This window comes from Planococcus chinensis (genome assembly GCF_020071995.1).
GTDB classification, from domain to species: domain Bacteria; phylum Bacillota; class Bacilli; order Bacillales_A; family Planococcaceae; genus Planococcus; species Planococcus chinensis_A.
The window spans coordinates 439712-466055 of the sequence record NZ_JABWTK010000001.1 but is presented as its reverse complement, the minus strand read 5'-3'; the positions used below and the strand labels follow the sequence as shown (position 1 = coordinate 466055).

Sequence of the window (26344 nt, the reverse complement as noted above, 5' to 3'; positions counted from 1 at the left end):
TTTTCGTTATTTATAATTGACCAAAGCGCCGAAGCGTTTCGGGACTTGCCAGTAAATTGAGCGCTCTTTAATAAAAGATGTTCTTGTCGTTGTACACAGCTTCAAGCTTTGCCAGGTTATCCTTTACCTTGGCGTGTTCTTTCACGTAGACAAAGCGCATCACAGAAGTCAGCAAAGCATGGACTGCTGTATACGAATCAATATTCAAATTGGTGCTTACGTCTACAGTCAGTGAGATATCTGCGAAATTGACAGCGGGCGACTTCACAGAATCGGTCAGCAGCACAACGCCCGCTCCCCGCTCTTTGGCAGATTGTACGGTTTCCACAACCATTTTTGTATAGCGTGGAAACACAAAGGCGATCAGAATATCTCCCGTCCCAAGCTTAGCCAGCTGGCTGTAGTAATGCCGGTCTGAAGGGAAAATCATTTCCGTGGATCCGACCGTCATATCCAGCCATCCCGCGAACCAATGCGCCAATCCGTAATCGAAAAAATCACTTGTTACATAAATTCGATTTGCTGAACTGATCAAATCGACGGCCTGAAGAAGCACATCTTCTTTCATCGACTGCTTGAGCTTGACGATGCTTGCGATTTCCGCATCAAACAGGTTTTCCAGAAACGACTGGTCAGCATTTGGCGGCCGTGTTTCCTGTTCGGTCTGTTCAAGCCGATCTTCTGCGAGCTTACGCTGAACCACTTGCTGGAATTCGGTGTACCCTTTATATCCCAGTTTCTGTGTCCAGCGAATCACGGTGGATTCGCTGACGTTCACTCGTCTTCCAACTTCGAGCGCGGAGGAGAAAGCCAGAAAAATAGGCTCACGAAAAAACAAATCACCGACTTTCTTTTGGCCGGAAGTAAAATGTTCATAAGATTCCGACACACTACGCAGTAAATCCTGCATGTAATCCCCCTCCAAAACAAGAACTTACTCAAATCCTTATAAAAAGTGTAACCTTTTGCAGGAAAACCTGCAAGACTTCTCTGAATATTCTTTGAATCTTTTTTCATATGGTTAATTTTACTTTTAATGTATTTTCATTGTCCTATTCTTTTTATGTACAATAATTAAAATAATTTTTGCTTAGATTGTCCTATGAAAAATACTCATTCAAAGAAATTAATGGCTTTAAAAAAGAAGTGGGAAAGGAAGAGAAAAAAATGCAGGATATGCTTCATAGTTAATTTTTAGAAAATATTCCCTTGCATAATCAGCTTTAAACACAGTTCTTAAGTTATTTAAAAAAATAACGATATGCCCGTCTTTTGGAACGAATATAGGGTAACGAAGGGTATGGATAGATTTTAAAAGAAACTATGAGTAGAATAAAAATATAATATTCATATAAGAATAGTATTGGAGTGGAGACGTATGGTTTGGGATACACGCATTTTTCGGCTTTTCATTGTTTGGTATTGCATCGGCATCATCTTGCTCAGTTTCGACTTGCTGCCGCCATGGCTTGAATGGGCAAATGCATTTTTCTTAATGCTCGCCGGCACGCTCGGTTTCCTTTATTTCTTCCGGAAGTTTGGCAAAACTGCCGGAAGCATTCTTGGCATCGTCATTTTTGTGGTGACTTTTATTGTGGAAGGAGCAGGAGCCAGTATAGATTTTCTGTTCGGTTCCTATGATTATACGGAACGTTTCGCTCCAAACCTTTTCGGAGTGCCGATTGCAATCGGTTTTGCTTGGCTGATGGTCATGGCGACCACCCATGTCCTGGCTTTATCCATTTTCCCTCAAGGCGGATGGAAGTATGCCGTTGCCGGCGGGGTAGGCGCCGTTATTATGGATTTGATCATCGACCCTGTCGCATACTTATTGAAAGGCTATTGGATCTGGGAAGACAGCGGTCTATACTATGATATCCCGTGGACAAATTTTACCGGCTGGTTTATCCTCGCATTTATTCTTCACCTGCTAATCGACAGGCTGATGAAAAGGCAGCCCGGCACGAAAAGTTTCGGTCTGCTTGAAAAGCGGATGGTTCTTCTGTACATACTGATTACTGCGATGTTCGTGCTCTTAGCTGTACTCGGCGGCTTGTGGCTGGCAGCTGTCCTTGCCACACTGCTTTCCGCCTTGTTCGTTGCACTGGCGCAGAAAAGGAGGCCTGTATGATCAAAGCGAAAAAAATGCCGCTGTTTGAAAATGCCTTTGAGCTGTATTTGAACCCGCTGATCCGCCGCTCTTTTGCCAATGTGTTCGGCAAAGATATTGTTCAGCCCTCGTCCAAGCCGGTTCTTTTTATCGCAAATCACAGTTCCTGGTGGGACGGCCTGCTGTTCTTCTTTCTGAACAGGAGCGTCTGGCACCACGATGTCCATATGATGATGGACGAAAAAGGCCTGAAACGCTATGGATTTTTCCGCTACCTTGGGGCTTTTTCCATCAACCGCAGCAAGCCAAAAGATATTTTGGCTTCTTTGCAATATGCGGAGCAATTGCTGCTAAACGGCAAAACCGTCATCCTTTTTCCGCAAGGCGAAGAATTTCATCAGGAAATCCGGCCGCTCGGCTTTAGCACCGGCATTGCTTATTTGATGGAGCACTGTCCGGATGTTCCGGCCGTCCCAGTTTCTTTTTATTATTCATTCCGGCACGAACGCAAACCGGAAGTATGGGTACAGCAAGGCACCCCTTTCTACTATGCAGAAATTCCGGGGTCGGCAAGAAAAGAGAAAACCGACTCTATTGAACAAGCTATTACAGAGCAGCTGAATCAATTGAAAAGCCAGATGGTTGCTGAAAATACTGCTGCGTTCCGGAAATTTACAGGAAGGAGGAAATGACATGTTCTTTCTGATTGCCGCCCTATCCGCTTTTCTTCTCTGGACTGTTTTTAATAGCTTTTTTCTTCCTTCGCTTCCGAAAACCTTCACATTGCAAAATTCACCGTTAGTATCCGTACTGATTCCGATGCGCAATGAAGAACGAAATGTTGAAACATTGACGTCGGCGTTAAAAGCCGCGGTGTACCCGAATTTGGAATTTATCATTTTAAATGACCAGTCTACTGACCGCACAGGCATTTTGCTGGAACAGATGACTGCCGGCGATTCCCGGTTTACTGTGATTGGCGGAAAAGAGCTGCCCCCTGATTGGGTAGGGAAAGTCCATGCCTGCCATCAATTGCAGCAGCATGCCAAAGGAGAGTACCTGCTATTCATCGATGCGGATATCCGCTTTTCCCCTGAAGCAATCAGCCAGGCGCTGGCACTGATGACCCGGCGCAAAGCAAAACTGCTGTCAGGTTTCCCTGCTTTTGATGTTCCGCCTTTTTTAAGCAAACTGCTTGTGCCGATGCAGCATTTTGTCGTGCTGTTCCATTTGCCGCTTGTCTTAGCAAACTATACGAACTTTCCGGCAGCCACTGCTGCCAACGGCATGTGGATGATGTTTGAACGGAAGAGCTATGACGTAATCGGCGGCCATGCCGCAGTGCACAATTCGCTCGTCGAAGACGTTCACATCGCCCGGCTCTTTAAAGCTTCGGGATACAAGATGCTGCTTGCCAATATCACCAAATCCGTGCAATGCCGCATGTACGACACCAACCATGACGCATGGGAAGGTTTTCTGAAAAACAGTTATACAGGGATCGGACGCTCGCCTCTCTTTGCCGCCATATTGACATTTTTCTACAGCTTGTTCTACATTCTGCCGCTGTTTCTTGCGCTGTACGGGATAAGCACAAACAAACTGTTTTTCACTGTCCCCTACGTTTTGGCGGTTCTGCAGCAAGCATACATCATGGCGCGTACCCGGCAGCATCTGTATCTGGCTCCGTTAATCCCTCTTCAAGCGGCAGCGATGATAGCCGTCTTGCTTCAATCCATGTGGAAAAGCTGGCGGAAAAAACCGTATACCTGGAAAGGCAGGCAATATTCATGAAAAAAGTGATCATTATCGGAGGAGGGCTCGGCGGTTTATCGGCAGCGGTCACGTTGGCGTATGCCGGGTTCCAGGTCCATCTTTTTGAAAAGAACCAGCACCTCGGCGGCAAATTGATGCCGGTGAAGCTCGGCTCCTATTCCTTTGATTTTGGGCCGAATACCATTACGATGCCGGAAGTATTCAAAGGAATCATTGAACAAACAGGAGAACGTTCAGAAGATTATTTTGATTTCATCCCGCTGAAGAGCCATACACGAAATCATTTCCCCGATGGAACGCAGCTTGATTTTTCCTCTGATCCGGATGCCATGGCGGATGAAATCACAAAGCTTTCTCCAAAGGATGCTGCCAACTATCCTGCTTTTTTGAAAGAAGCGGAGCGGCTGTACGGCATGTCCGAGCGCTATTTTTTCCCTGCCACTTTCCAGTCATGGAAAGATTATTTGTCGCCGTCGCTCGGCTTGGCATTGTTGCGCGCCAGACCTACTGAAACGCTGCACCATTTTTTCAGCCGCTACTTTTCAGACCGCCGCATTGTCCAGGCGCTTGACCGCTACGCCACTTATATTGGTTCGTCGCCATTTAAAGCTCCGGCTACTTTTTCCATGATTGCCCATCTTGAACTTGGCCAAGGCGTTTATTACACCAAAGGCGGAAATGTCCGCATCGCTGACGCTTTTGCCGCAGTGGCCCAAAAACACGGAGCTTTGCTGCAGACAGAAGCGGAAGTCGAAAAAATCCTTGTCCGAAACGGCAAAGCGGCCGGCGTCCAGCTTGCTGGCGGGCAAACCTTTGAAGCTGATTTGGTCATCTTGAACGGCGACTTGTTGTCCGCTTACCCGAAGCTGGTCGAAGAAAAGCACCGGCCGTCTTTCACAGACGCCAAAATCAGCCGCTTTGAACCGTCGATTTCGGCATTTGTCATTACCGCCGGACTGAACATTCATCATGCGGACTTAAAGCATCACAATATCTTTTTTTCAGGCAATTACCGGCAGGAATTTGCCGACTTGTTCGACACCCAAAGCTACAGCCAGGAGCCGACTGTCTATATCAGCAATTCCTCTTATACGGATTCAACCGTTTCTCCGGAAGGAAGCAACCTGTTCATCCTGGTCAATGCCCCCGCACTCGGTGCTGACGGGGAACTGCAAATTGATCCTGAACAGTACAAAGAGCGGATTTATGACTTTCTTGAAACTTATGGCATCGACATCCGGAGCCATCTGGCAGAAGAACGGATATTTACCCCTTTATTCTTGAAGGAGGCTTTCAGTGCCTACCGGGGGGCTTTATATGGGCCTTCCTCCCATCGCAAAGCCGACGCGTTCCTGCGCCCGGCAAACGCCAGTTCCGATATCGAGGACCTATACTTTATCGGCGGGAGCACCCATCCCGGCGGCGGCTCGCCGATTGTCACCATAGGTGGACAGAATCTTGCCAAGCGCATCATCAAAAAGTACACAAACTAAAAAAGGATTCAGTGCCAGTTGGCGCTGAATCCTTTTTTAGCTTATACAGTTTCCATGCTCAGAAAAAGCACGCAAGGTACTCTTACAAACAGGCAAGTATCGACTGCTTTGATTTATCGGAAACATAATGCTTTTCCCGGAACACCATGTATTCTTTGTCACGGATGGCAGACAGGATCTCCCGGTAAACAAGCCCGGCCCCTTTAACCGCCATGCGCGACTGCAGCGGATACTCGTGAATGGTTTCAAATGAATGCCGGTAATAACGCTCTGCTTCTGCAGCGAGTTCTTCCCATACGGAAACAAAAGCGCTGTTCACATGGCCTTGCAGCAAATCCGCTTCTGTCAGCCCATGCTTTTGCATGATTTCCTTCGGCAGATAAATGCGGCCGATTTTCAAGTCCTGCCCGATGTCGCGAAGGATATTGGTGATTTGCATCGCATACCCAAGGGACACGGCCCCTTCCTGCAGGACGGCCGTTTTGCCAGGAGCCAGGATTGGAAGCAGCATGAGTCCGACGCAGCTCGCTACATGATAACAATAGTCCATCAAATCATCGAGGGTTTCGTACCGGCTGATCACCAAATCCATTTCCTGTCCTTTGATCAGGCTATGGAAAGCCCCCTCATCCATTTGAAAGTTTTCAAAAACGTCGGCAAGCGCCACCCACATGGCATCGTCCCGGTCATAAAAGCCAGCAAGGAATTGCTGGAAAGAACGTTTAAACCCTTCGAGTTCCAGGACCGGATTGTTTCCTTCATCCACTATGTCATCAACTGTCCGGCAAAATGCATACACCGCCCATACCGCTTTCCTTTTCTCTTTCGGCAGCAGTGAAAACGCCTTGTAAAAGCTTTTGGAATTGGCAGCAATAATTTCTTCGCAGCGATTGTAAGCTTCCCTTATCTCGATCATAATGAACCGCTCCCTTCACTCATGAACTCCCGTTCTACTTCTTCTGCCAGCAATTTGGCTCCCTGCATGACAATCGGAATGCCTCCGCCCGGATGGACCGATGCCCCGACTGCGAACAAGCCGCGGGTTTTATAAGGTTTGACCTGAGGACGGAAAACGCCGGACTGGAATAGCGTCGGACCGATGCCGAAGCTTCCGCCTTTGAATAGTCCGAATGCTTCCGCTTCAGAAGGCGTCCGAACTTCCATCCATTCCGCCGCTTCTCTCAATCCCGGAAAAGCCAATTGCTCTGCTCTGTCTATCACTGCATCAATCCATTCCTTCTCTGAAGCCCAGTCAACATCTGAACCCGAAGGTACAGGAATCAGGACATACAAGACACCTTTTCCTTCCGGAGCAAGCGAAGGGTCGATTTTAGAAGGATGGAATGTATAGAACGCCGGGTCTTCCGGCAATTTCTTTTCTCTGAAAACATTTTTCATATGGTCTGAATAGCTGGTGCCGATGAAAAACTGGTGTACATTGACATCTTCGTATACTTTGTCGAGCCCGAAATAAAGCAGGACACACCCCGAAGAAGGTGTAAATTCTTTCTTTTTCGGAGCTGGCAGGACATTTTCAATTGACGGAAAGTCTCCATTATAGATTACGCCGTCGAACGGCAGAAATCCTTCCTCCGTTTCAACTCCTTTTGCTGCATCCCCTTCGATCCGGATTCTTTTTATCGGCGTCGAAGTGTGGATGGCAGCATTCGGCCGGCTCCGCAGTTCTTGTTCGAGAAGCGGAATCAAGCTGCCGTAGCCGCCTCTCAAATAGTGAACGCCATGCTCATGTTCACTGAACGGCACAAGTGAATAAATGGCCGGTGCATTGAACGGATCTCCACCAATGTACAGCGCCTGCAGCGTATAAGCCAGCTGCAGCCTTTCATCCCTAAAATAATTGGACATCAATTTTTTTACAGACTGCTGCGGCTTTAGTTTCAGCAATTTTTTCACATTGCCAGGCGTCCAGAAATCCGCCTTGTTTACAAAAGAATGTTCCAGGAACGCAGGCGCCCCGATTTCAAAACGTTCTTTGCCTTCTGCCATAAAACGACGGAATCCTTCCTGTTCTCCCGGAAAGACTTTTTCCACTTCTTTCAATTGGCGGTCAAAATCGGGATATTTCGTATAAACCTTGCCGTCCGGAAAACGAATCGTATAAAGCGGATCGCACAACAGCAACTCATAGCGGTCTTTCTCTATTCCCGCTTCTTCCAGCAGTTTTTGAAACATTTTCGGCAAAAGGACAATGGTCGGACCTTCATCAATGCGGAACCCGTCCCGTTCGACAAACGTCAGACGGCCGCCGAGTTTCGGTTCTTTTTCAAAGATGGTGACTTCATGGCCTTGGCGGGTCAGAAAAAGCGCACTCATCAGGCCGCCAACTCCGCCTCCTATAATGGCAAATTTCATCGGGACCCCTCCCATGCCGGAAGCGGGGAAATCGGCACCGCTTTTTTCCCGTACTGTTCAAAAATGCCGTTGGCCGTAATCCGCGCTGATTCTAAAATGGTTGGAAGCCCGCTTCCCGGATGCGTTCCACCTCCCACTAGCCAGCAATTGTCCAGTTCTTCGAATTTATTATGCGGGCGGAAAATCATCATTTGCGATAATTGATGCCCCAGATTGAAGGTTGCACCCTTATATACCGAGTAATCCTGTTCCCAGCCAAACGGCGTCAACAATTTTTCTTCTACGATATGGTTTCGCAGCCCTTTAAATTCGGTTTTCTCTTCGATGATATCCAGTACGAGGTCACGGAATGCTTCCTGTTCCTGCTCCCATCCGACTTCACTGAAATTGTTCGGCACAGGTGCCAGAACATATAAAGCGGACTTGCCTTCAGGCGCCAAAGTCGGGTCAGTGACGCTGGCGTTTTGGATGTAGATGGACGGATCTGCCGATAAAATGCGGGAATTGGTGATTTCTTCGACGTTTTTCTTGTAATCCTTTGAAAACACAATGGTATGGTGTGACAAATCGTATTTCTTATCAAGGCCAAGATACATCATGAATGTCGAACAGGAGTATTTCTTTTTCTCCAATTTCTCAGGGGTGTACTTTTTCAAGATGCCCGGTTCCACTAAATGGGTCATCACATGGGCGAAATCCCCGTTGATGATCACTTCATCCGCCAGTTCCGTTTCTCCGTTTTCCAGTTCCACGCCTTTGACGGCACGGTTTTCAATCACCAGTTTTTTCACGCCGTTGCCGGTATGGATACGGCCGCCAAGTTCCTTAACGACTTTAGCCATGGCTTGTGACAATTGGTTCACCCCACCTATAGGATGGTAAATGCCGTATGCATGCTCCATATAAGAGAGAATCGTAAAAGCCCCTGGGCATTCCCAAGGCGACATGCCCAAATATTTCGATTGGAAAGCAAATGCCATTTTCAGGCGCTCATCTTTGAAATAGCGCGATAGCACTTCATAAAGCGTTTTATTGACTTCAAGTTCCGGCAGCGCTTTGATCACTTTTGGCTGCATCATGTGAATCAAGCGGTCCATGCGAGATTGCAGCAAAGGCGTCAGCGCTTCCAGCTTTTTCCCGGTCTCTTTCATAAAACGGACGTATCCTTCTCCGCTTCCTTCAAAGTTTTCATCAATCTGTTTTTTCATCTCATCGAAATTGTGGGTCATCACTAGATTTTGATCCTCAAAAATCAATTCGTACATCGGGTCCAGTTTTACAGCCTCCATATAATCGTTTAAATTCCGCCCTGCAATTTCAAACAGTTCCTCGACTAAATGAATCATGCTCAGGAAAGTCGGACCGGTATCGAAGACAAATTCCCCGAGCCGCAATTCTGCATTGCGCCCTCCTACTCGATCATGTTTTTCATAGACATCCACTTCATATCCTTGGCTTGCCAATAACATTGCAGCGGCTAAGCCGCCAGGACCTGCGCCAATAACAATCATTCTTTTTTCCATGACTTAACCTCCGTTCAGCCTAACTTCTAAAAAAGTTAGACATTTCTTATACATATTATATATAACAGCTCTCATATAAACCAGTGATAAGGATTTTAAAGAATTTAGAATTGCCACTTATTCATTTTCCTATGACGTAATAATCAGGTTAAGCGGGAGTTTCTGCAGACGCTATTGCAGCGTAAAAAATCCATATGAACCGGAAGATGGGGCAGAAGCGATCTAAATGGAAAAAGGTTGGCTATTCGCTATTTAAATTAGACTACATATGAAAAATTTCCCTCTTCCTTTCTTCTTTAAACGCTTGCCATACTCCTTTAATATGGCCGATAAACATATTCCCTTCCATGATTAGCTGAAAGCAGCCCAGTAAAAAGGCACAAAAAACCCGGCAAGCAGATTTCTTCGCTTGCCGGGTTTCAAGTATTTATTTCAGGATTTTAATTTTGACATTTTTTCTTCCCCATTTAAGCGCAGCGCTTTTTGTTGGGATGAAAACATCGATTTTGTTGCCTTTGATCGCTCCGCCAGTGTCGCCGGCGACTGCATAACCGTAGCCTTCAACATGAACTTTGGTGCCTAATTTGATGACTCTCGGATCCACGGCAATCACTTTCAAGCCGGGGTTTTTCTTCAGGTTAATGCCGGTTCTCGTAATTCCGGAACATCCTTTGCATGAAGCCGTATAAGCCGATGCAGAAACGGTGAATTCCTTAACCACTGATCCGGAAGTTGAACGTGATGGTGTTTTCGCTTTTGCTTTTGCTGGTTTAGCAGCTGAGCCTGTGACTTTTAATTTTTGTTTCGGTTTGATGACATCGGATTTTAATTTATTCCAAGATTTCAGGTTGCTGACGGATACTTTGTGCATTTTAGAAATTTTATATAGGGTATCTCCACTTTTAACTGTGTATGTACTTGCTGCTGCCGAACTCTCAAGTGATGTGCTAAGGAATAAAGCTAGTGCAAAACTTAGAATGATCAATAGTTTTTTCAAGCTGTTCTCTCCCTTTGTTTGTGTTTTATTAACTTAAACAAAAATAGCACGCCAATATTACAGGCATGTAACAATAAGGGACAGGTTTCATTACAATTTGACTCTTTTTCGTGACATAAGTACCCGAAATCGTAATAGAAGATAATTCAATGTATTCATTTTATAGGGATATTAGTTATATAATATGTAGGATATTTCCTTTTATCACTTCATTATCTGCTAAAAAACATAGAAAAACGGATGCTTTCAACAAGCATCCGTTTTTAGAAATCATTTATTTGCTTTATGCACTTTTAAGGTTTTGCCTTTTACGGTTTTGTCTTTCATCGCCTTCAGCACCATCGGCCCTTTGCCGTTCAGGATGTCAATATACGTTACGGTATCCTGAATTTTAATGATTCCGATGTCTTCTGCCGTCACACCCGGAATGCTCGTGAGCGTGCCGACAAAATCGAATGCCCGCAATTTCTTCTTTTTCCCGCCGTTGAAATATAGCTTTAAGATATCTTTGTTCACTTGCTCGTTCTTGTTCTTTTTCAGCGCTGGGCGGCTTTCCATCTTTTCCTGGAAGGCCGGTTTTGCTAAGCTGATTTCTTCGGCTGACGGTGCACTCCGCTCCGGAATTTCAAAACCGATATAAGCTTCGATTTCTTTTAGGAACTTGTCTTCATAAGGTGTCGCGAATGTAATGGCTTTTCCTTTTTTGCCGGCGCGTCCGGTTCTGCCGGCGCGGTGCACATAGCTTTCCTTTTCCAGTGGCACATCGAAATTGACAACATGCGTAATGCTGTCAATGTCGATTCCGCGGGCCGCTACATCTGTCGCCACCAAATAACGGAACTCGCCGCGCTTGAACTCATTCATGACAGCAAATCGGTCTTCCTGCATCATGCCGCCGTGCAATTTATCGCAAGTGTAATCGTGTTTTTCAAGCTGCTCCACCACAAAGTCGACATTGTCTTTCGTTCGGCAGAAAATGATGCAGCTGTCCGGGTTTTCAACAATCGTAATATCCCGCAGCAATGCAAATTTCTTTTTCTCTTCCACCCGGTAAAGCGAATGTTCAATCCGGTCTGTCAGCGTTTCAGTAGAAGCAATCTTAATATGTTCAGGGTTGTTCATGTATTTGCGTTGAAGATTCTCCACATTCTCCGGCAGCGTCGCCGAAAACAGCATTGTTGTCCGCTCGGCAGGAAGCTTGTTGATGATGGCCTCCACTTGTTCAATAAAGCCCATATTCAGCATTTCGTCCGCTTCATCCAGCACCAAGTATTCAATCCGGCTCAAGTTCAGCGTGCCCCGTTCGATATGGTCCATTACGCGGCCCGGCGTTCCAACGACCACATGGCATTTCTGTTTCAATTCTGCCTGCTGGTAAGCAAAAGGCTGTTTGCCATAGACGGCTGCCGCTTTGATGCGCTTGAAGCGTCCGATATTGGTGATGTCTTCTTTTACCTGATCGGCGAGTTCCCGTGTCGGCGTTAAAATAAGCGCCTGCGGTTTGTTTTCTTCCCAGTCGACCAATTCACAGATGGGAATTCCGAAAGCTGCAGTTTTTCCGCTGCCTGTCTGCGACTTTACCGCAACGTCAGTCTTTGAAAGTGCAGACGGGATGACTTTTTCCTGCACTTCTGTCGGCTTCGTATACCCCAATCCTTCCAGTGCCCGCAGTATCGGTTCACTAATCTTGTAATCTTCAAATCGTTTTTCGTTCATGTGTTTGTTTGCTCCTTCTCCGCTCAAAAATATATAGGTTGCTCTATTATGGCACGAAATGACCGCTTGCTTCCATTAAACAACTATTAAGTTTTATTTCAGAAAAGCGGAAGCGCCTGATCAGCTTCGACAAGCGCTGGAGGGACTGGCCGCTACAGCTGGACAAAACAAGACAAGACAAGACAAGAAAACCAAAAATAACTGCTTAAACAAAAAATCAGCGGAAGCTTCTCCGCTGATTTTTTTGTTATTGATCCAACAAGCTGACGGATACTTTGACATCGAGCTCCTGGCTGCCGCCTCTGTATACGCCCTGCACCGGGCTGACGTCATTATAGTCACGGCCGACGCCGACCCGGATATGATGTTCAAGCGCTTCTACGTTGTTGGTCGGGTCAAGGCCTACCCAGCCGATTCCCGGAACCATCACTTCGACCCAGGCATGGCTCGCAGCGTCCCCAACCAAAGCAGAGTTCTCGCCAACGTACAAATAGCCGCTGACGTAGCGGGCGGGAATTTGGCTGCCGCGCAAAATCCCCAGCATGACGTGCGTGATGTCCTGGCAGACACCCTTCATCAAATCAAATGACTCTTCCGCTTTGGTCGAAACGGTGGTGGATTCCCCGTCATAGGTAAAACGGTCATGGAGATAGCCCATCACATCAATGGCAAACTGAACCGGATTGTCCATTTCGCCGATATCTTGCTTCACTTGCTCTACTTGTTCCGGCGACAGGTACGTATATGCGGTATTGCTCAAATAAGGCAAATACTGCTCGCTGAACAGTTTGGAATGGAAAATTGCATTCATTTCCGGTGAATATTCGATGCGGTGGATAAATGGGCTTTTTTGGATGCTGACAATCGACGTTGTCTTCACTTCCAGATGCTGATGATGTTCAGCGATAAAGAAAGTTTCCACATCGTTGCCCCAAATATCGATATGCTCTTTAGTCAGCGTCGCCGGCGTGATGTCGGCCCGGTAGGACAAGAGGCGCTGCGTTTCATCCGTTTTCGGTTTCAGGCGGATGGAGTTCATGCTTTGGTCGACAATCGTTTCGTACTTGAATATATTTGTATGCTCTACTTTATATTTCATCGTAGTAATTCCCTTCGTACTCATGGACTGAGATTGGGTTTGAGTTTGGGTGCCGGTTTGTTCAGATGCCGGATCGATCAAATAATAGGTTTTTGAAAATAACTGGCTGATTTCATTGCAGCCGTCCTGGAAATGATTTAAAAAGTCCATCATTTCGTCAGCGGTCAGATGGTCAATATCAACTTCGTTGAATTCGGTTCTTACTTGGTCAAGCTTAGCAAGAAGCTCCCAGGAATAGTGGGATACCTTCCCGCCTTCCAATTCCTCCACCGCTTCCCTCACATGATCCAGGCAATAGCGGATCGAACGGGGGAACGCTTTATCGGAAATCAGGAAACTAAGCACTTGGCGCGGATCCATTTTGGGAAGATGGGCTTTTAAATACGCCTCGTAGCCTTTCGTCATCCGCAAGGCAGCGAGCCAGTAATAATAGTCTTCCGTTTCTTCCTGCAATTGCTGCTCATACGTCCGCTCGCACACAACATTTAAAATGCGTGCTGTTTTCTCTGCCCGCTCCAGCCACTTGCCAATTTTGATAATCTGATATTCCACACCCCGCTGCATAGCGGATTCAATGATCCCTTGGGAAGTAAGGGAAGTCATTTTTACCAGCTCTAAAAAGCTGCGCATTTCATGGGTTGCACATTGCTGCGGATCGATATTCTGCAGCGCCAAATAACAGCTGTTCCATATTTGCCAGTACTCATCGGTGATATGGTCCCGGCTCACCCGTGCATTTTCCCGTATATAGCGGACACAGTTCGCCACTGAATTCAAGTTTTCATCGGCCATCACCAAGTAATGAATCAGCTTATCTTCATTGTAAGGAGAGAGGGAATGCAGCCCTTCCAGCTCCTGGGCGGAGGCACAGATTTCATATGTCAGCCTCCAATCGCTTTCCCGGATCAGATCTTCATCGGAAGCTTCAATCATCTGCAGGAGCTGCACATCCAATATGCGCGCATTGTTTTCCGCCCGTTCTGCGTTTCGGGACATCCAATACAAGGAATTGGCTACTCGACTCAGCATTAAAGAGCCCCCCTCTCTTCTTTTTCTTTATAAACCCATGTATCCTTGCCGCCGCCCCCTTGAGAAGAATTGACCACAAGTGAGCCTTGCTTCAACGCCACACGGGACAAGCCGCCCGGAAGGACGCGCGTTTCCGCACCCCTCATAACAAATACCCGCAAATCCACATGGCACGGATAAAATTCCTCTCCTTGATAAGCCGGTGCCCTCGACAGTTTAATCGTCGGCTGCGCAATATACTGATGCGGCGTTTCGATGATTTTCTCCCTGAAAATTTCAATAAGTTCCTTAGAGGCATGCGGCCCGACAAGCATGTCATAGCCGCCGGATGCTCCGACATTTTTCACTACCAGCTCTTCCAGATGTTCAAGCACCCATTCCCGCTCTTCGGGGTTATCAAGCAGATACGTCTTCACATTGTCGATAATGGGTTCTTCTTTCAGGTAGTAGCGGATCATATCAGGCACATACGCATAGATTGCTTTGTCGTCTGCCACTCCGTTCCCAATACCGTTCAATATTGCGACGTTTCCGTTGCGATAAGCCTCTACAAGGCCTGGCACGCCAAGCGCTGAGTCTTCCCGGAAAGCTTCCGGATCCAAGAAGTCGTCGTCGATGCGGCGATAAATAATATCTACCCGCTTAAGCCCACGGATAGACTTCATGTACACAATATTTTTCCGGACGACAAGGTCCCGCCCTTCAACTAAATCGATGCCCATTTGCTGTGCCAGGAATACATGGTCATAATAAGCGGAATTGTACATGCCCGGCGTCAACAGCACGGCAAACGGCTTGTCTCCCGTAGATTTGGGTGCATGGTCCAAAATGGCTTTATGTAAGTGGGACAATTGATGTTCGAGCGCATGGACCGAATGATTGCTGAAAAATTCAGGATACACTTGCCGCATCACATAGCGGTTTTGATACACATAGGACATACCGGAAGGGTTGCGCAAATTGTCTTCGAGCACATGATACTTGCCATTTTCATCACGGATCAAATCGATGCCAGCCAGAAAAATATGGTTTTTTAGCGGAACATCAATTCCTTGTACTTGTTTCGCATAGTAATAAGGATTTTCTTCAACCAGTCTTCGGGGAACTACGCCGTCATCAAGAATTTTTTGCTCGTGGTAAACATCGTCCAAAAAACGGTTGAGGGCTTCTGTCCGTTGAACCATTCCTTTTTCAATGGTTTTCCATTCATCCGGCGAAATGATAATCGGCACAAAATCAAAAGGCATGGTCCTTTCGGTGCCGACGTTATTGTTGTAGACGGTGAATGTGATGCCTTGGCGCAAAAATGAAAGCTGGGCCGTTTCATGTTTTTCCTTTAATTCGTCTTTTGAAAACCCATTGAGCAGTTCATAGAACTTCCGGTAATGGGGTTTCGGCAGACCTTCTGCTGTAAACATTTCATCAAAAAAAGGTTTTACATTATATGACTCAAACATGGTAGCCCTCCCTCTTTTAAATAGAATTTTCTGTTAATTTTAGAGTTACAAAAAAGCTATAGCTCTTTCGTAAAGGAGCGATAGCTTTTCCATGTTTTTATTTTAACCTTTTTTACTTGTAAAATGTTGAATTTTTAGAAGATTTCGAGTCATTGGAATCTTTTTCGGCTAAGTCTTTTTTCAGCGATTCTGTGTATTCCGTGCTGCCGCCGTAAATGCCGCCTGACGGAGTAGAATCAATCGCAGAGCTTCCGCTTGTAGCCCCAGTTGCACCGGCTCCAGTCGTTGTAGATCCAGGAGTTGTAGATCCAACAGAACCTGCTGAACCGCCGGCTGTTCCTGATGTACCGCTGCCGGTTAGGTCAGAGCTCGATAAGCCTGAAGTGCTTGTAGTTGATGTGGAAGAAGTCTTATCTGAAGAACCGCCCACTTCGTCCTGAAGCGTCTTGTTGGCTTTATCCAACGTATCCTTCTCTTTATCCATCATTTTCTGCTGGCTCTCAATTGCACTTTTAACTGACTCTACAGCTTTGTTGACGCTTGGCTTCACTTTATCTACCATGCCGCCTGATTGCTCGTTAAAACGCTCCAACCCTTTTTTCACGTTTTCTTTAAGGTTACCGGCTTGAGTGGTAGTAGTTCCATCCGACTCCACTTTTTTCTGGGTCATTGCCGCACCAATCGCAGCTCCGATTCCCAATAGCACTAATTTGCTGAACACACCGCCTGAACGTCTGGCCATAGTTATCCACTCCTTTTAATTTTAAAAATATACTGTCTTCTTAGTATTTACTGCTTTAGCCAATTTTAAACCTTTAAAGAAAAATAAAAGACACCTTTTGGCATAGAAGGTGTCTTTACAGTCCGATTCAGTTTATATAATCTTGCCTTCTTCGATCATTACCTGTTCAAATGCCTCTACAACTTCCGGATCATATTGGATGCCGGCCAGCCGTTTAATTTCATCCACTGCGTACTGCGCCGTAAAAGCTTTGCGGTAGGCCCGGTCTTCCGTCATAGCATCAAATGTATCGCAAACACCGATAATTTTCGCTTCCACCAAAATTTCATCGCCTTTTAAACCAAATGGATACCCTCGGCCATTCACACGTTCATGATGCTGTTCTACAATATCCGCCAAATCTGCATACGCAGTCTTGCGCAGCATTGCTGCACCGTCACCCGGATGCTTTTTTACCAATTCAAACTCCTCATCCGTCAGTTTATCCGGCTTTTTCAGCACTTCTTCCGGAATGTTGATCTTTCCGATGTCGTGGAGGATGGATGTAACAAATAAATTATGAATCTTCTCTCTACCTAATTCTAATTTTGCTGCAGTTTTCACAGCATAATGAGCAACTCTAGAACTATGTTTGAAAGTATACCGATCTTTCCGTTCCACTTCTTCCCCAATTTTTCGTAAATCGTTTATTTCATTACTTAACGTATGGAAAGTAGGATGAGTTGAAACATACAACAAAGTTACATCTGTTTTTGCGCTAATAGAAACAGGTTCTTTCAAATTTCTAGCTGAAAAGAAATCATCCGGTCCTATTAGAATTAACTTCCCATCTATTTCTACTTCCATTTCTCCTGATAATATATAAAAGAATTCCTGTACACTGGCATCTTCGCCAGGAAAAAGGACTACTAATTTATCTTTTACCACGGTTTGTTTCATCATTTCGATTCCACCACCGCGTCCTAATAAACTAAGAGAAGTGGCACCATTTCTCACAGTTTCTAAATAGCCATCTTTTAAAATTTCCAAGCCTTCCACCAACGCACTTCCTTTCAAAACACTACAGGAGTATAGATAATCTATACTCCCATAGTACTCTAAATATATAGTTGTAGACAACCATTCTTACCAACCGATAACTACTAAAGGATCAATCAATGCTACACGGTCAGGGAATTGGACAGGCACCCATTCAATTTCAACAGTGATTCCAGCTGCTGTGGCATTTTCAACGCCGATACGCGTCATTTCTCTCGTTTTCATATCCAATTCGTGGATCAATGCAGTTACTTCTTCATCGTATTTTGCTGTCAAAGCTGCTTTCGTCCCAGCATCCTTAGCAGCATAATACTCATCGCGGTACTGATCATACATATTTTGTGCTTCTAGTTGCGCTTCAGCAATTTCAGCGTAAATCTTCGCATTTACATTCTCTATTTCAGTTAAGCCTTGCGCTATTTCCGGGCTCATTGCAGCTTTCTCTGCGGCAAATACTGGCGTACCTGCCATTACTGCTAAAAGAACAAACAACATCACAGCAACCAAACTCTTTTTAAACATCTTTTTTCCTCCACTCATTCTTTATTGTGACGAACGGGACAGGTTTTAAAACTTACCGAGGGCTCCCCTATTGCCTTCAGTGCATAAACCATCAAAAATCTGTCAGTTCACCCACCTTAGTATATATGAACTAGGCATAAAGAACAATGATTTTCGGTATTTTTCTGCACGTTTAGAATTTATTTACTTTTAATCACTTTTTTACATACAAAAAGAACCAGGGCAAGTGCCTGGTTCTCATTTTTTTATGGCAATACCGTTGTCCCCATGAGGAAGCGATCGCATTCCCGGGCAGCTTCGCGCCCTTCGTTGATAGCCCAAACAATCAGGCTTTGTCCGCGGCGCATATCTCCCGCCGCAAATACGCCTTCTACATTGGTCATGTATTTGCCGTATTCAGCTTTTACTGTTGAATTTGCTTCTGTTTCTACATTCAATTTTTGGATCAAGCCTTGATCCGGTCCGCTGAATCCGATGGCAAGCAGCACCAAGTCCGCTTTCCAGACTTTTTCCGTACCTGGAATTTCCTCGCGGATACGGGTACCGTCTTCGCCAATTCTCAGTTTCACGTTAACAGTATGCACTTCTTTTACATTGCCTTCTGCATCGCCGACAAACTTTTTCGTCATGACGGCGTACGCTCTTGGGTCATCTCCGAATGCAGCTGCCGCTTCTTTTTGCCCGTATTCCACCCGGTGAACACGCGGATACTGCGGCCATGGGTTGCCTACTTCGTCGCGGATGGCCCCTTTTTTATCATATACATCGAATTGGACAAGGCTTTTGCAATTATGACGGACGGAAGTCGCTAAGCAATCCGTTCCTGTATCTCCGCCGCCAATGACGATGACGTCCTTGCCTTCTGCTGAGATATAATTGCCGTCTTCCAAATTGGAATCGAGCAAGCTCTTTGTATTGCTGTGCAGAAAATCCATTGCATAGTGGATGCCTTTCAGCTCCCGCCCTTCTACTTGAAGATTGCGGTGAATGGTAGCACCCGCACACATGATGACCGCATCAAAATCGGAACGCAATGCCGATACCGGATAATCTTTGCCGACTTCGGTATTGGTAATGAAGATGATGCCTTCCTGTTCCAGAATCCGGACGCGGCGCATGACGACGTCATAAGACAGTTTCATTTCCGGTATGCCATAAGTCAACAGTCCGCCGACCCGGTCACTGCGTTCAAACACCGTGACCAAATGTCCTGCTTTATTCAACTGGGCAGCTGCTGCAAGGCCGGCAGGGCCCGACCCGATGACGGCCACTTTTTTGCCGGTCCGTGTTTTTGGCGGTTCCGGTACGACCCAGCCTTCCGCAAAGCCGCGTTCGATAATGGAACGCTCCACTGTGCGGATAGCGACAGGCGGTTCATTAATGCCCAACACACACGCTCCTTCACAAGGAGCCGGGCACGCCATGCCGGTAAACTCCGGAAAATTATTCATAACATGTTCGCGGTGCAGCGCTTCTTTCCATTGCCCGCGGTAAACCAGATCGTTCCATTCCGGTATAAGGTGGTAAACCGGGCATCCGGTCGTGACACCGCCGATTTCCATCCCGGACTGGCAAGTCGGCACGCCGCAATCCATGCAGCGCGCACCTTGCTTTCTTACTTCTTCATCCGATAGCGGAATCGTGTAATCGGACCAGTCTTTTGTCCGCTCCGCCGGATTGCGTTCTTTCAATGTCTGCCGGCTGTATTCCATAAATCCAGTCGCTTTCCCCATCGTATCCCTCCTATTCGCTTATCCCGTTTTAACGGCCAGTGCACTGTTTCACTGATTGAAGTTTGCTGTTTACTTTCCTGCGCCGGCCATTTTGCTTTCTTCAAAAGCGGCCATTTCGGCATCAAACTTGGACATGCCGCTGTTTTGCAGGTTATTGATGCGCTCATTGATCTTCAAGTAAGCTTTCGGAATGACCCGTACAAATTTAGCAGAGTAAATTTCCCAATTTGCCAGAAGGCGCTTGCCGTTCTTACTATTTGTATAGCCGACATGCTTGGCAATCATTTCACGCAGTTCTTCAATTTCTGCTGGGTCTGCCATGGGCTGCAGATGAACCATTTCCGCGTTGCAGCGGTTTCCGAATGTGCCATCTTCATCAAGCACATAGGCGATTCCGCCGGACATTCCAGCTGCAAAGTTTTTGCCCGTTTTCCCGAGAATCGCGACACGGCCGCCGGTCATGTATTCGCAGCCATGGTCGCCGACTCCTTCAACGACAATGTTCGCTCCGCTGTTGCGGACAGCAAAACGCTCGCCTGCCAACCCGTAAATATAGGCTTCACCGGCAGAAGCTCCGTAGAACGCGACATTGCCGATAATAATATTGTTTTCAGGCAGGAATGTTGAATCGCCTGCCGGGTAAGTGATGATTTTTCCGCCGGATAAACCTTTGCCGACGAAGTCATTGGCATCGCCGACTAATTTCATGGTCATCCCTTTTGGTGTAAAAGCACCGAACGCTTGTCCTGCTGATCCTTTGAAATTCAAGTTAATCGTATCTTCCGGCAATCCTTCTGCGCCGTACTTCTTGGAAATGGCACTTCCGACAATGGTCCCTGTTGCCCGGTGGATATTGCGGATGGCCGTGGTTACCTCAACCCGTTCTCCGGTTTCAATCGCTTTTTCACAGCGCGGCAACAATTCCTGGCAATCCAGGGTCTTTTCCAACTCATGGTTTTGCTTAACCGTGGCATAGCGGCCTACTTTTTCAGGCAGGTCCGGCTGGTACAGCAGCGCTGATAAATCGATGCCTTCCGCTTTCCAGTGATCGATCGCTTTATTGGCTTCAAGCACATCGGTCCGGCCAATCATTTCGTTGATCGTACGGAAGCCGAGTTCCGCCATCAATTCACGGGCTTCTCTCGCGATAAAGCGCATGAAGTTGGCTACGTGTTCCGGATCTCCCATATATTTTTTGCGGAGTTCCGGATTTTGCGTCGCAATGCCGACCGGACATGTATCCAAATGGCAAACGCGCATCATGACACAGCCAAGAACAACCAATGGCGCTGTTGAAAAGCCGTATTCTTCTGCTCCCAGAAGTGCGGCAACCACTACATCACGGCCAGTCATCATTTTGCCGTCTGTCTCGACGACGATGCGGTCACGCAAACCGTTCAGCATCAAAGTCTGGTGGGTTTCTGCAAGCCCGATTTCCCAAGGAAGCCCCGTATGCTTCAAGCTGGTTTTCGGCGCGGCGCCCGTCCCGCCGTCATAGCCGCTGATCAGAACAAGATCCGCACGCCCTTTTGCTACGCCTGCTGCAATCGTTCCGACGCCGACAGCTGAAACAAGTTTTACGCTGATGCGGGCCGTCGGATTGGCGTTTTTCAAATTGAAAATCAGTTCCGCTAAATCTTCGATCGAATAGATATCGTGATGCGGCGGCGGGGAAATCAATTCCACACCGGGTGTTGATCCACGCACTTCAGCAACCCATGGGTAGACTTTTTTGCCTGGCAGATGGCCGCCTTCTCCCGGTTTCGCGCCTTGTGCAACTTTAATCTGGATTTCGTCGGCATTGACCAAATAATGGCTCGTAACACCGAAGCGGCCGGATGCCACCTGCTTGATTGCACTCCGTCGATTGTCGCCGTTTTCATCCGGGATAAAGCGTGCGACTTGTTCGCCGCCTTCTCCTGAATTGCTTCGTCCGCCAATCCGGTTCATGGCGATTGCCAGTGCTTCATGCGCTTCCTGGCTGATCGATCCAAAACTCATGGCGCCTGTTTTAAAACGGGCACAAATCTCTTCAATCGATTCCACTTCTTCAATCGGCACAGGTGTCCGTTTTTTAAATGCCATCAAGCCGCGGAGCGATTGGACATTGGACGTTTCCTTCGTGAGGAGGTTGGTATATTTTTTAAACGCTTCGTAATTATTGGTCCGGCAGGCATGCTGCAAAGTGTGAATTGTCGACGGGTTGTACTGATGGGTTTCCCCGTTCGCCCGGTACTGGTATTCATCGCCCGGCTGTAGGAAAGTATCGCCGGCTACGCGTTCCGGATAAGCCTGTTCGTGCCGCATCAGTACTTCTTTTGCAATGATATCCAAGCCGATGCCGCCGAGGCGCGATGAAGTTCGTGTAAAGTAGCGGTCGATGACATCCATATGAATGCCGACAGCTTCAAAAATCTGCGCTCCCCGGTAACTTTGGATGGTTGAAATCCCCATTTTCGACAGCACTTTGATGATCCCGTCCGTGACAGCATTGACATAGTTGGTCTCGGCTTCCTCAAACGGGATGCCAGTAATATCATCTATCGTAATCAATTCGTTGATCGATCGGAACGCCAAATAAGGGTTGATCCCTTCTGCACCGTAGCCAAGCAGCATGGCAAAGTGATGGACTTCCCGGGCTTCCGCCGTTTCAATCAGCAGGCTCATTTTGATGCGGGTTCCTTGGCGGATCAAATGGTGGTGAAGGCCGGACACAGCCAGCAAAGCCGGGATGGCTGCATACTCTTTATCGACGCCGCGGTCGGATAAGATCAGCAAAGTAGCTCCTGCTTGAACTGCCTCATCCGCTTTTAAGAACAGAGCTTCAAGTTCCTGTTCCATCGCTTGCGGGCCTCCCGCTTTCGGGAACAGAATCGGAAGCGTCACTGCTTTAAATCCATCAATTTTTTGCTGGCGCAATTTCTCCAATTGCAGATTCGTCAAAATTGGCGTCTCCAAGCGGATGTGGCGGCTGCTTTCAGGTCCTGGCTGCACCAGATTGCCTTCTGCCCCGATGGTCGTGCGGGCTGCGGTGATAATATGTTCCCGGATAGCATCAATCGGTGGATTGGTGACTTGGGCAAATAATTGTTTGAAATAATTGTACAAAAGCTGCGGTTTTTTCGATAAAACAGCCAACGGCGAATCATAGCCCATAGAACCGACCGGATCTTTTCCGTCTGTCGCAAGCGGTTTGACGATTTTCTGCAGCTCTTCCGTCGTATAGCCGAAAGCCAGCTGCTGTTCCAGCAACACCGACGAAAGGTCAGCTTTTTGGTTGTCTGCCATTTCCGGCTCCGGAAGGTCTTCCAGATCCATCATATTGTTTTCAATCCAATCGCGGTAAGGCAGTTCGGCCGCGATTTCCAGCTTAATCTCTTCGTCGGGAATGATTTTTCCGGCTTCCAGGTCAACCAACAGCATCTTCCCTGGATGCAGACGCTCTTTGTAAATGATGTCGTCCGCAAAGATATCGAGTGCCCCGACTTCGGAACCGAGAACAATCATGCCGCTTTTCGTCACATAGTAACGCGCAGGGCGCAAACCGTTGCGGTCCAGGCACGCCGCAATTTGCTTGCCGTCCGTAAAGACGAGCGCCGCCGGTCCATCCCACGGCTCCATCAATGTGCTGTGGTATTCGTAAAAATCTTTTTTCTCCTGTTTGATCGTTGGATCGTTTACCCAAGGCTCGGGTACCATCATCATCGCTGTGTGGGCTAGAGATCTTCCAGACAAATGCAAAAATTCAAAGCAGTTGTCGAACATCGAAGAATCGCTTCCAGTTTCATCAATAACCGGCAAGACTTTTTTCAGGTCTTCGTCATTAAAGTAGGGCGAAGTGCAAAGTTCCTGCCGGGCGCGCATCCAGTTGACGTTGCCTCTTAAAGTATTGAACTCACCGTTATGGATCGAGTAGCGGTTTGGATGGGATCGCTGCCAACTCGGGAATGTATTGGTACTGAAACGGGAATGAACAAGCGCAAGCGCTGATTTAAATTCCGGATGATTAAGATCAATGTAAAAAGAATCCAGCTGCTCCGGAATCAGCATTCCTTTATAAACGATGGTGCTCGATGAAAGGCTACTGAAATACACATCTTTGTATTTTTCCTCCAAGCCCATTTCGTGTTCAATCCGTTTACGGATGATGTACAGGCGACGTTCCAAGTCCATACGGTCTGTCAATTCATCTGAAGCGCCGATAAATACTTGGCGAATAACCGGTTTTGTTTTAGATGCCACTTTACCGACGAATGAATCATTGACTGGAACCGGGCGCCAACCTAAACAGTTTTGCCCTTCTTCTTTTACAATCCGGCGGATAATTTCCTTGATTTCCATACGCAGGTCGTAATCTTTCGGCATGAACAGCATGCCGATTCCATATTTTCCTTCATCCGGTAAAGTGATACCTTCTTTGTCGCATTGTTTTTGAAAAAAGCGGTGCGGGATTTGAGTCAGGATTCCTGCTCCGTCCCCGGTACTCGTATCGGAAGATTGGCCACCCCGATGTTCCAGATTACAAAGTATATTTACGGCATTCTGTACAATTGCATGTGATTTTTCACCATTTATATTGGCAATCATTCCAATTCCGCACGCTTCATGCTCCTGGTCCGGTTGGTATAAGCCTTGCTGTCGCGGGTATTCTTTCATTTTCATAAAAACGCCTCCCTCTATTACACATAACTATTGTAATGTCAGAATATTTTAACACAGAATACGCATATATATACAGTTTTTTTGCGTAAAAAATTACATTTTTTTATCTAAAAAAAGTCGATTAATTATTGAAAACGCTTACATATCAATAGTATACCAAGTCAAAATCTTAAAATTCCGTGTGCATATATATACATAAACGTAAATAAAAAAGCCCTACTCCTATGTAGGGCTTTTCCGGTTTTTCACTGTTATTTCGCAGTTTCTTTAAACGAACGAATGACTTCAAGGAACGCTTCGCCGTATTTTTCAAGCTTGTTGGCGCCGACGCCATTCACTTCCAGGAACTCTTCTGCCGTTTGTGGACGGCGAGCGCACATATCCTGCAATGTTTTATCCGAAAAGATGACAAACGGCGGAACGCCGCCTTCATCAGCAAGTTCTTTCCGTATTTTTCGCAGTTCTTCAAACAAGGGATCATTTTCTGAAATGCGTTTGGTCACAACCGCTCCTTTTCGCATCACTTTCCGTTTGCCGAGCAGGACGTCTCTGCCGCCGTCCGGCACATAAATGGTCGGATACGCGCCTTGTTCTACGGCGAGCAGCTCCTGCGAAATCATGAATTCAATCAGATTGGATACTTCTTTTGCCGATTGGTGTTTTAAAATGCCATACGTCGACAGTTTATCGAAACCGAAATCCAGGATTTTTTTATTGCGTGAGCCTGTCAGCACCTGTGCTGTCATCATCTTCCCGAATTTCTGCCCCATCCGCACCACACAAGACAGCACCATCTGCACATCTTTTGTAACGTCCTGGCTTTCCCGCTCATCGTTGCAGCTTCCGCAATGCCCGCAAGGTTCAGCCTGCAGGTCCCCGAAGTAGTGGATGATGAATTGCTGCAGGCAGTTTTCCGTATGGCAATAATCGACCATGGCCTGCAGTTTCACCAGTTCACCGGGAATCCGGCTTGGGTCCTGTGCCTGATCGATCAAAAAGCGCTGAGTTTGAACATCCTGGGATGCATAAAGCACAATGCACTCACTCGGCAAGCCGTCACGGCCTGCACGCCCCGCTTCCTGATAATAGCTTTCCATGTTTTTCGGCAGCTGGTAATGGATGACGTAGCGGATATTGGATTTATTGATGCCCATTCCGAAGGCGTTGGTCGCCACCATCACATTCACTTCGTCGTTCAAAAATTGTTCCTGCCCGGCTTTCCGTTCCGCATCCGGCATTCCGGCATGGTATTTGGCCGCTTTTACGCCTTTCTTAATCAGCATATCGTAAACCGAATCCACCGTTTTGCGGGTAGCAGCGTAAATGATGCCAGCCTCTTTATCGTTTTTCTTTACGTACTCTTTCACAAACCGCTCCCGGTCCTGTCCTTGGACCACGGAAAAAGTTAAATTTGCCCGTTCAAAACCGGTCATGACCGTGTGCTGTTCTTCAATGTCCAAAATACGGCAAATGTCTTCGCGCACTTGCGGTGTCGCTGTTGCAGTCAAAGCCAGCACCGTCGGATTGTTCGGGAATAGTCCCGCCATCCGGCTGATCAATCGGTAGCTTGGCCGGAAATCATGGCCCCATTGCGAAATACAGTGGGCTTCATCCACCGCGATCAATGGCACGTGCACCCCCTGCAGTTCGTTTAAAAACATTTCCGAATCCAGGCGTTCCGGTGCAATATACAAGAGCTTCACGGCTCCGCGCTGAACGTCATATAAAGTTTCCCGCACTTCATCAAAGCCGAGGGAACTATTGATATAAGCTGCCGGAATCCCCGCAGCCAATAACGCATCCACTTGGTCCTTCATAAGGGAAATCAGTGGGGAGATGACAATTGTCGTCCCTTCCATCACCAATGCAGGAATCTGGTAGCACATCGATTTCCCGCCGCCTGTCGGCATGACACAGATCGAATTATGGCCTTCGAAAACTTGCGTAATGGCTTGCTCCTGGCCGGTCCGGAACGTCTCATAACCAAAATACGACTGCAATAATTTTCTTGCTTCTTCCAACAAAATTAAACACTCCCATAACTCGTCTCGTAATGAGTAGCTTATCATATTTC

The 26344-nt window shown here is 46.9% G+C and carries 18 protein-coding genes; 4 read left to right on the top strand and 14 right to left on the bottom strand.

Going from position 1 to position 26344, the window contains the following annotated elements; translation table 11 throughout:
- Window positions 1-67: 67 nt before the first annotated feature.
- Entirely contained in the window at window positions 68-910 is an 843-nt protein-coding gene (locus HU147_RS02265) for a MurR/RpiR family transcriptional regulator (protein WP_224074689.1), read from the bottom strand.
- Between the two features lie 468 nt (window positions 911-1378).
- On the opposite strand from HU147_RS02265, the gene HU147_RS02260 reads away from it, so the two are divergent.
- The 4 genes from HU147_RS02260 to HU147_RS02245 are packed head-to-tail and all read left to right on the top strand — an operon-like array spanning window position 1379 to window position 5379.
- Entirely contained in the window at window positions 1379-2131 is a 753-nt protein-coding gene (locus HU147_RS02260) for a carotenoid biosynthesis protein (RefSeq protein ID WP_224074688.1), read from the top strand.
- Entirely contained in the window at window positions 2128-2802 is a 675-nt protein-coding gene (locus HU147_RS02255; RefSeq protein WP_224074687.1) for a lysophospholipid acyltransferase family protein, read from the top strand. Before HU147_RS02260 ends, HU147_RS02255 begins: the two co-directional genes overlap by 4 nt.
- A 1-nt stretch (window position 2803) precedes the next feature.
- Entirely contained in the window at window positions 2804-3904 is a 1101-nt protein-coding gene (locus HU147_RS02250; RefSeq protein ID WP_224074686.1) for a glycosyltransferase, read from the top strand.
- Window positions 3901-5379 carry a phytoene desaturase family protein gene (locus HU147_RS02245; RefSeq protein WP_224074685.1) on the top strand — a complete coding sequence of 493 codons (1479 nt, stop codon included), beginning with the start codon at window positions 3901-3903 and terminating at the stop codon, window positions 5377-5379. Before HU147_RS02250 ends, HU147_RS02245 begins: the two co-directional genes overlap by 4 nt.
- Before the next feature lie 82 nt (window positions 5380-5461).
- Here HU147_RS02245 and HU147_RS02240 read toward each other — a convergent pair whose 3' ends face one another.
- From HU147_RS02240 to recQ, 13 genes are all read right to left on the bottom strand, one after another.
- Window positions 5462-6295 (bottom strand): phytoene/squalene synthase family protein, encoded by an 834-nt coding sequence (locus HU147_RS02240; protein ID WP_224074684.1) that lies wholly within the window; start codon window positions 6293-6295, stop codon window positions 5462-5464.
- Window positions 6292-7752 (bottom strand): phytoene desaturase family protein, encoded by a 1461-nt coding sequence (locus tag HU147_RS02235; RefSeq protein WP_224074683.1) that lies wholly within the window; start codon window positions 7750-7752, stop codon window positions 6292-6294. The genes HU147_RS02240 and HU147_RS02235 overlap by 4 nt, the downstream gene beginning before the upstream one ends.
- Window positions 7749-9275, bottom strand: a complete 1527-nt coding sequence (locus tag HU147_RS02230; protein WP_224074682.1) for a phytoene desaturase family protein — start codon at window positions 9273-9275, stop codon at window positions 7749-7751. The genes HU147_RS02235 and HU147_RS02230 overlap by 4 nt, the downstream gene beginning before the upstream one ends.
- A 427-nt stretch (window positions 9276-9702) precedes the next feature.
- On the bottom strand, window positions 9703-10272 hold the full coding sequence (locus HU147_RS02225) for a 3D domain-containing protein (RefSeq protein ID WP_036805237.1): 570 nt from the start codon (window positions 10270-10272) through the stop codon (window positions 9703-9705).
- A 270-nt stretch (window positions 10273-10542) separates the two neighbouring features.
- A complete protein-coding gene (locus HU147_RS02220; protein WP_224074681.1) occupies window positions 10543-11988 on the bottom strand; it encodes a DEAD/DEAH box helicase in 1446 nt (481 codons plus the stop codon).
- 247 nt (window positions 11989-12235) lie between these two features.
- The gene (locus HU147_RS02215) at window positions 12236-14116 is read right to left on the bottom strand and encodes an alpha-E domain-containing protein (RefSeq protein WP_074508781.1); all 1881 of its coding nucleotides are present in this window, start codon (window positions 14114-14116) and stop codon (window positions 12236-12238) included.
- Window positions 14116-15573 (bottom strand): circularly permuted type 2 ATP-grasp protein, encoded by a 1458-nt coding sequence (locus tag HU147_RS02210; RefSeq protein WP_053165041.1) that lies wholly within the window; start codon window positions 15571-15573, stop codon window positions 14116-14118. The genes HU147_RS02215 and HU147_RS02210 overlap by 1 nt, the downstream gene beginning before the upstream one ends.
- Before the next feature lie 112 nt (window positions 15574-15685).
- Window positions 15686-16315, bottom strand: a complete 630-nt coding sequence (locus HU147_RS02205) for a hypothetical protein (RefSeq protein WP_224074680.1) — start codon at window positions 16313-16315, stop codon at window positions 15686-15688.
- A 132-nt stretch (window positions 16316-16447) separates the two neighbouring features.
- Window positions 16448-17353, bottom strand: a complete 906-nt coding sequence (locus tag HU147_RS02200) for an HD domain-containing phosphohydrolase (protein ID WP_036805260.1) — start codon at window positions 17351-17353, stop codon at window positions 16448-16450.
- Window positions 17354-17440: 87 nt separating this feature from the next.
- Window positions 17441-17875: a hypothetical protein gene (locus HU147_RS02195; RefSeq protein ID WP_224074679.1), complete on the bottom strand. Its 435-nt coding sequence runs from the start codon at window positions 17873-17875 to the stop codon at window positions 17441-17443.
- 245 nt (window positions 17876-18120) lie between these two features.
- Window positions 18121-19608, bottom strand: coding sequence for a glutamate synthase subunit beta (locus tag HU147_RS02190; RefSeq protein WP_224074678.1), 1488 nt, complete (start codon window positions 19606-19608; stop codon window positions 18121-18123).
- A 69-nt stretch (window positions 19609-19677) separates the two neighbouring features.
- Window positions 19678-24270, bottom strand: coding sequence for a glutamate synthase large subunit (gltB, locus tag HU147_RS02185; RefSeq protein WP_224074677.1), 4593 nt, complete (start codon window positions 24268-24270; stop codon window positions 19678-19680).
- Window positions 24271-24521: 251 nt separating this feature from the next.
- On the bottom strand, window positions 24522-26294 hold the full coding sequence (gene recQ, locus HU147_RS02180) for a DNA helicase RecQ (RefSeq protein ID WP_224074676.1): 1773 nt from the start codon (window positions 26292-26294) through the stop codon (window positions 24522-24524).
- Between the last annotated feature and the right edge of the window lie 50 nt (window positions 26295-26344).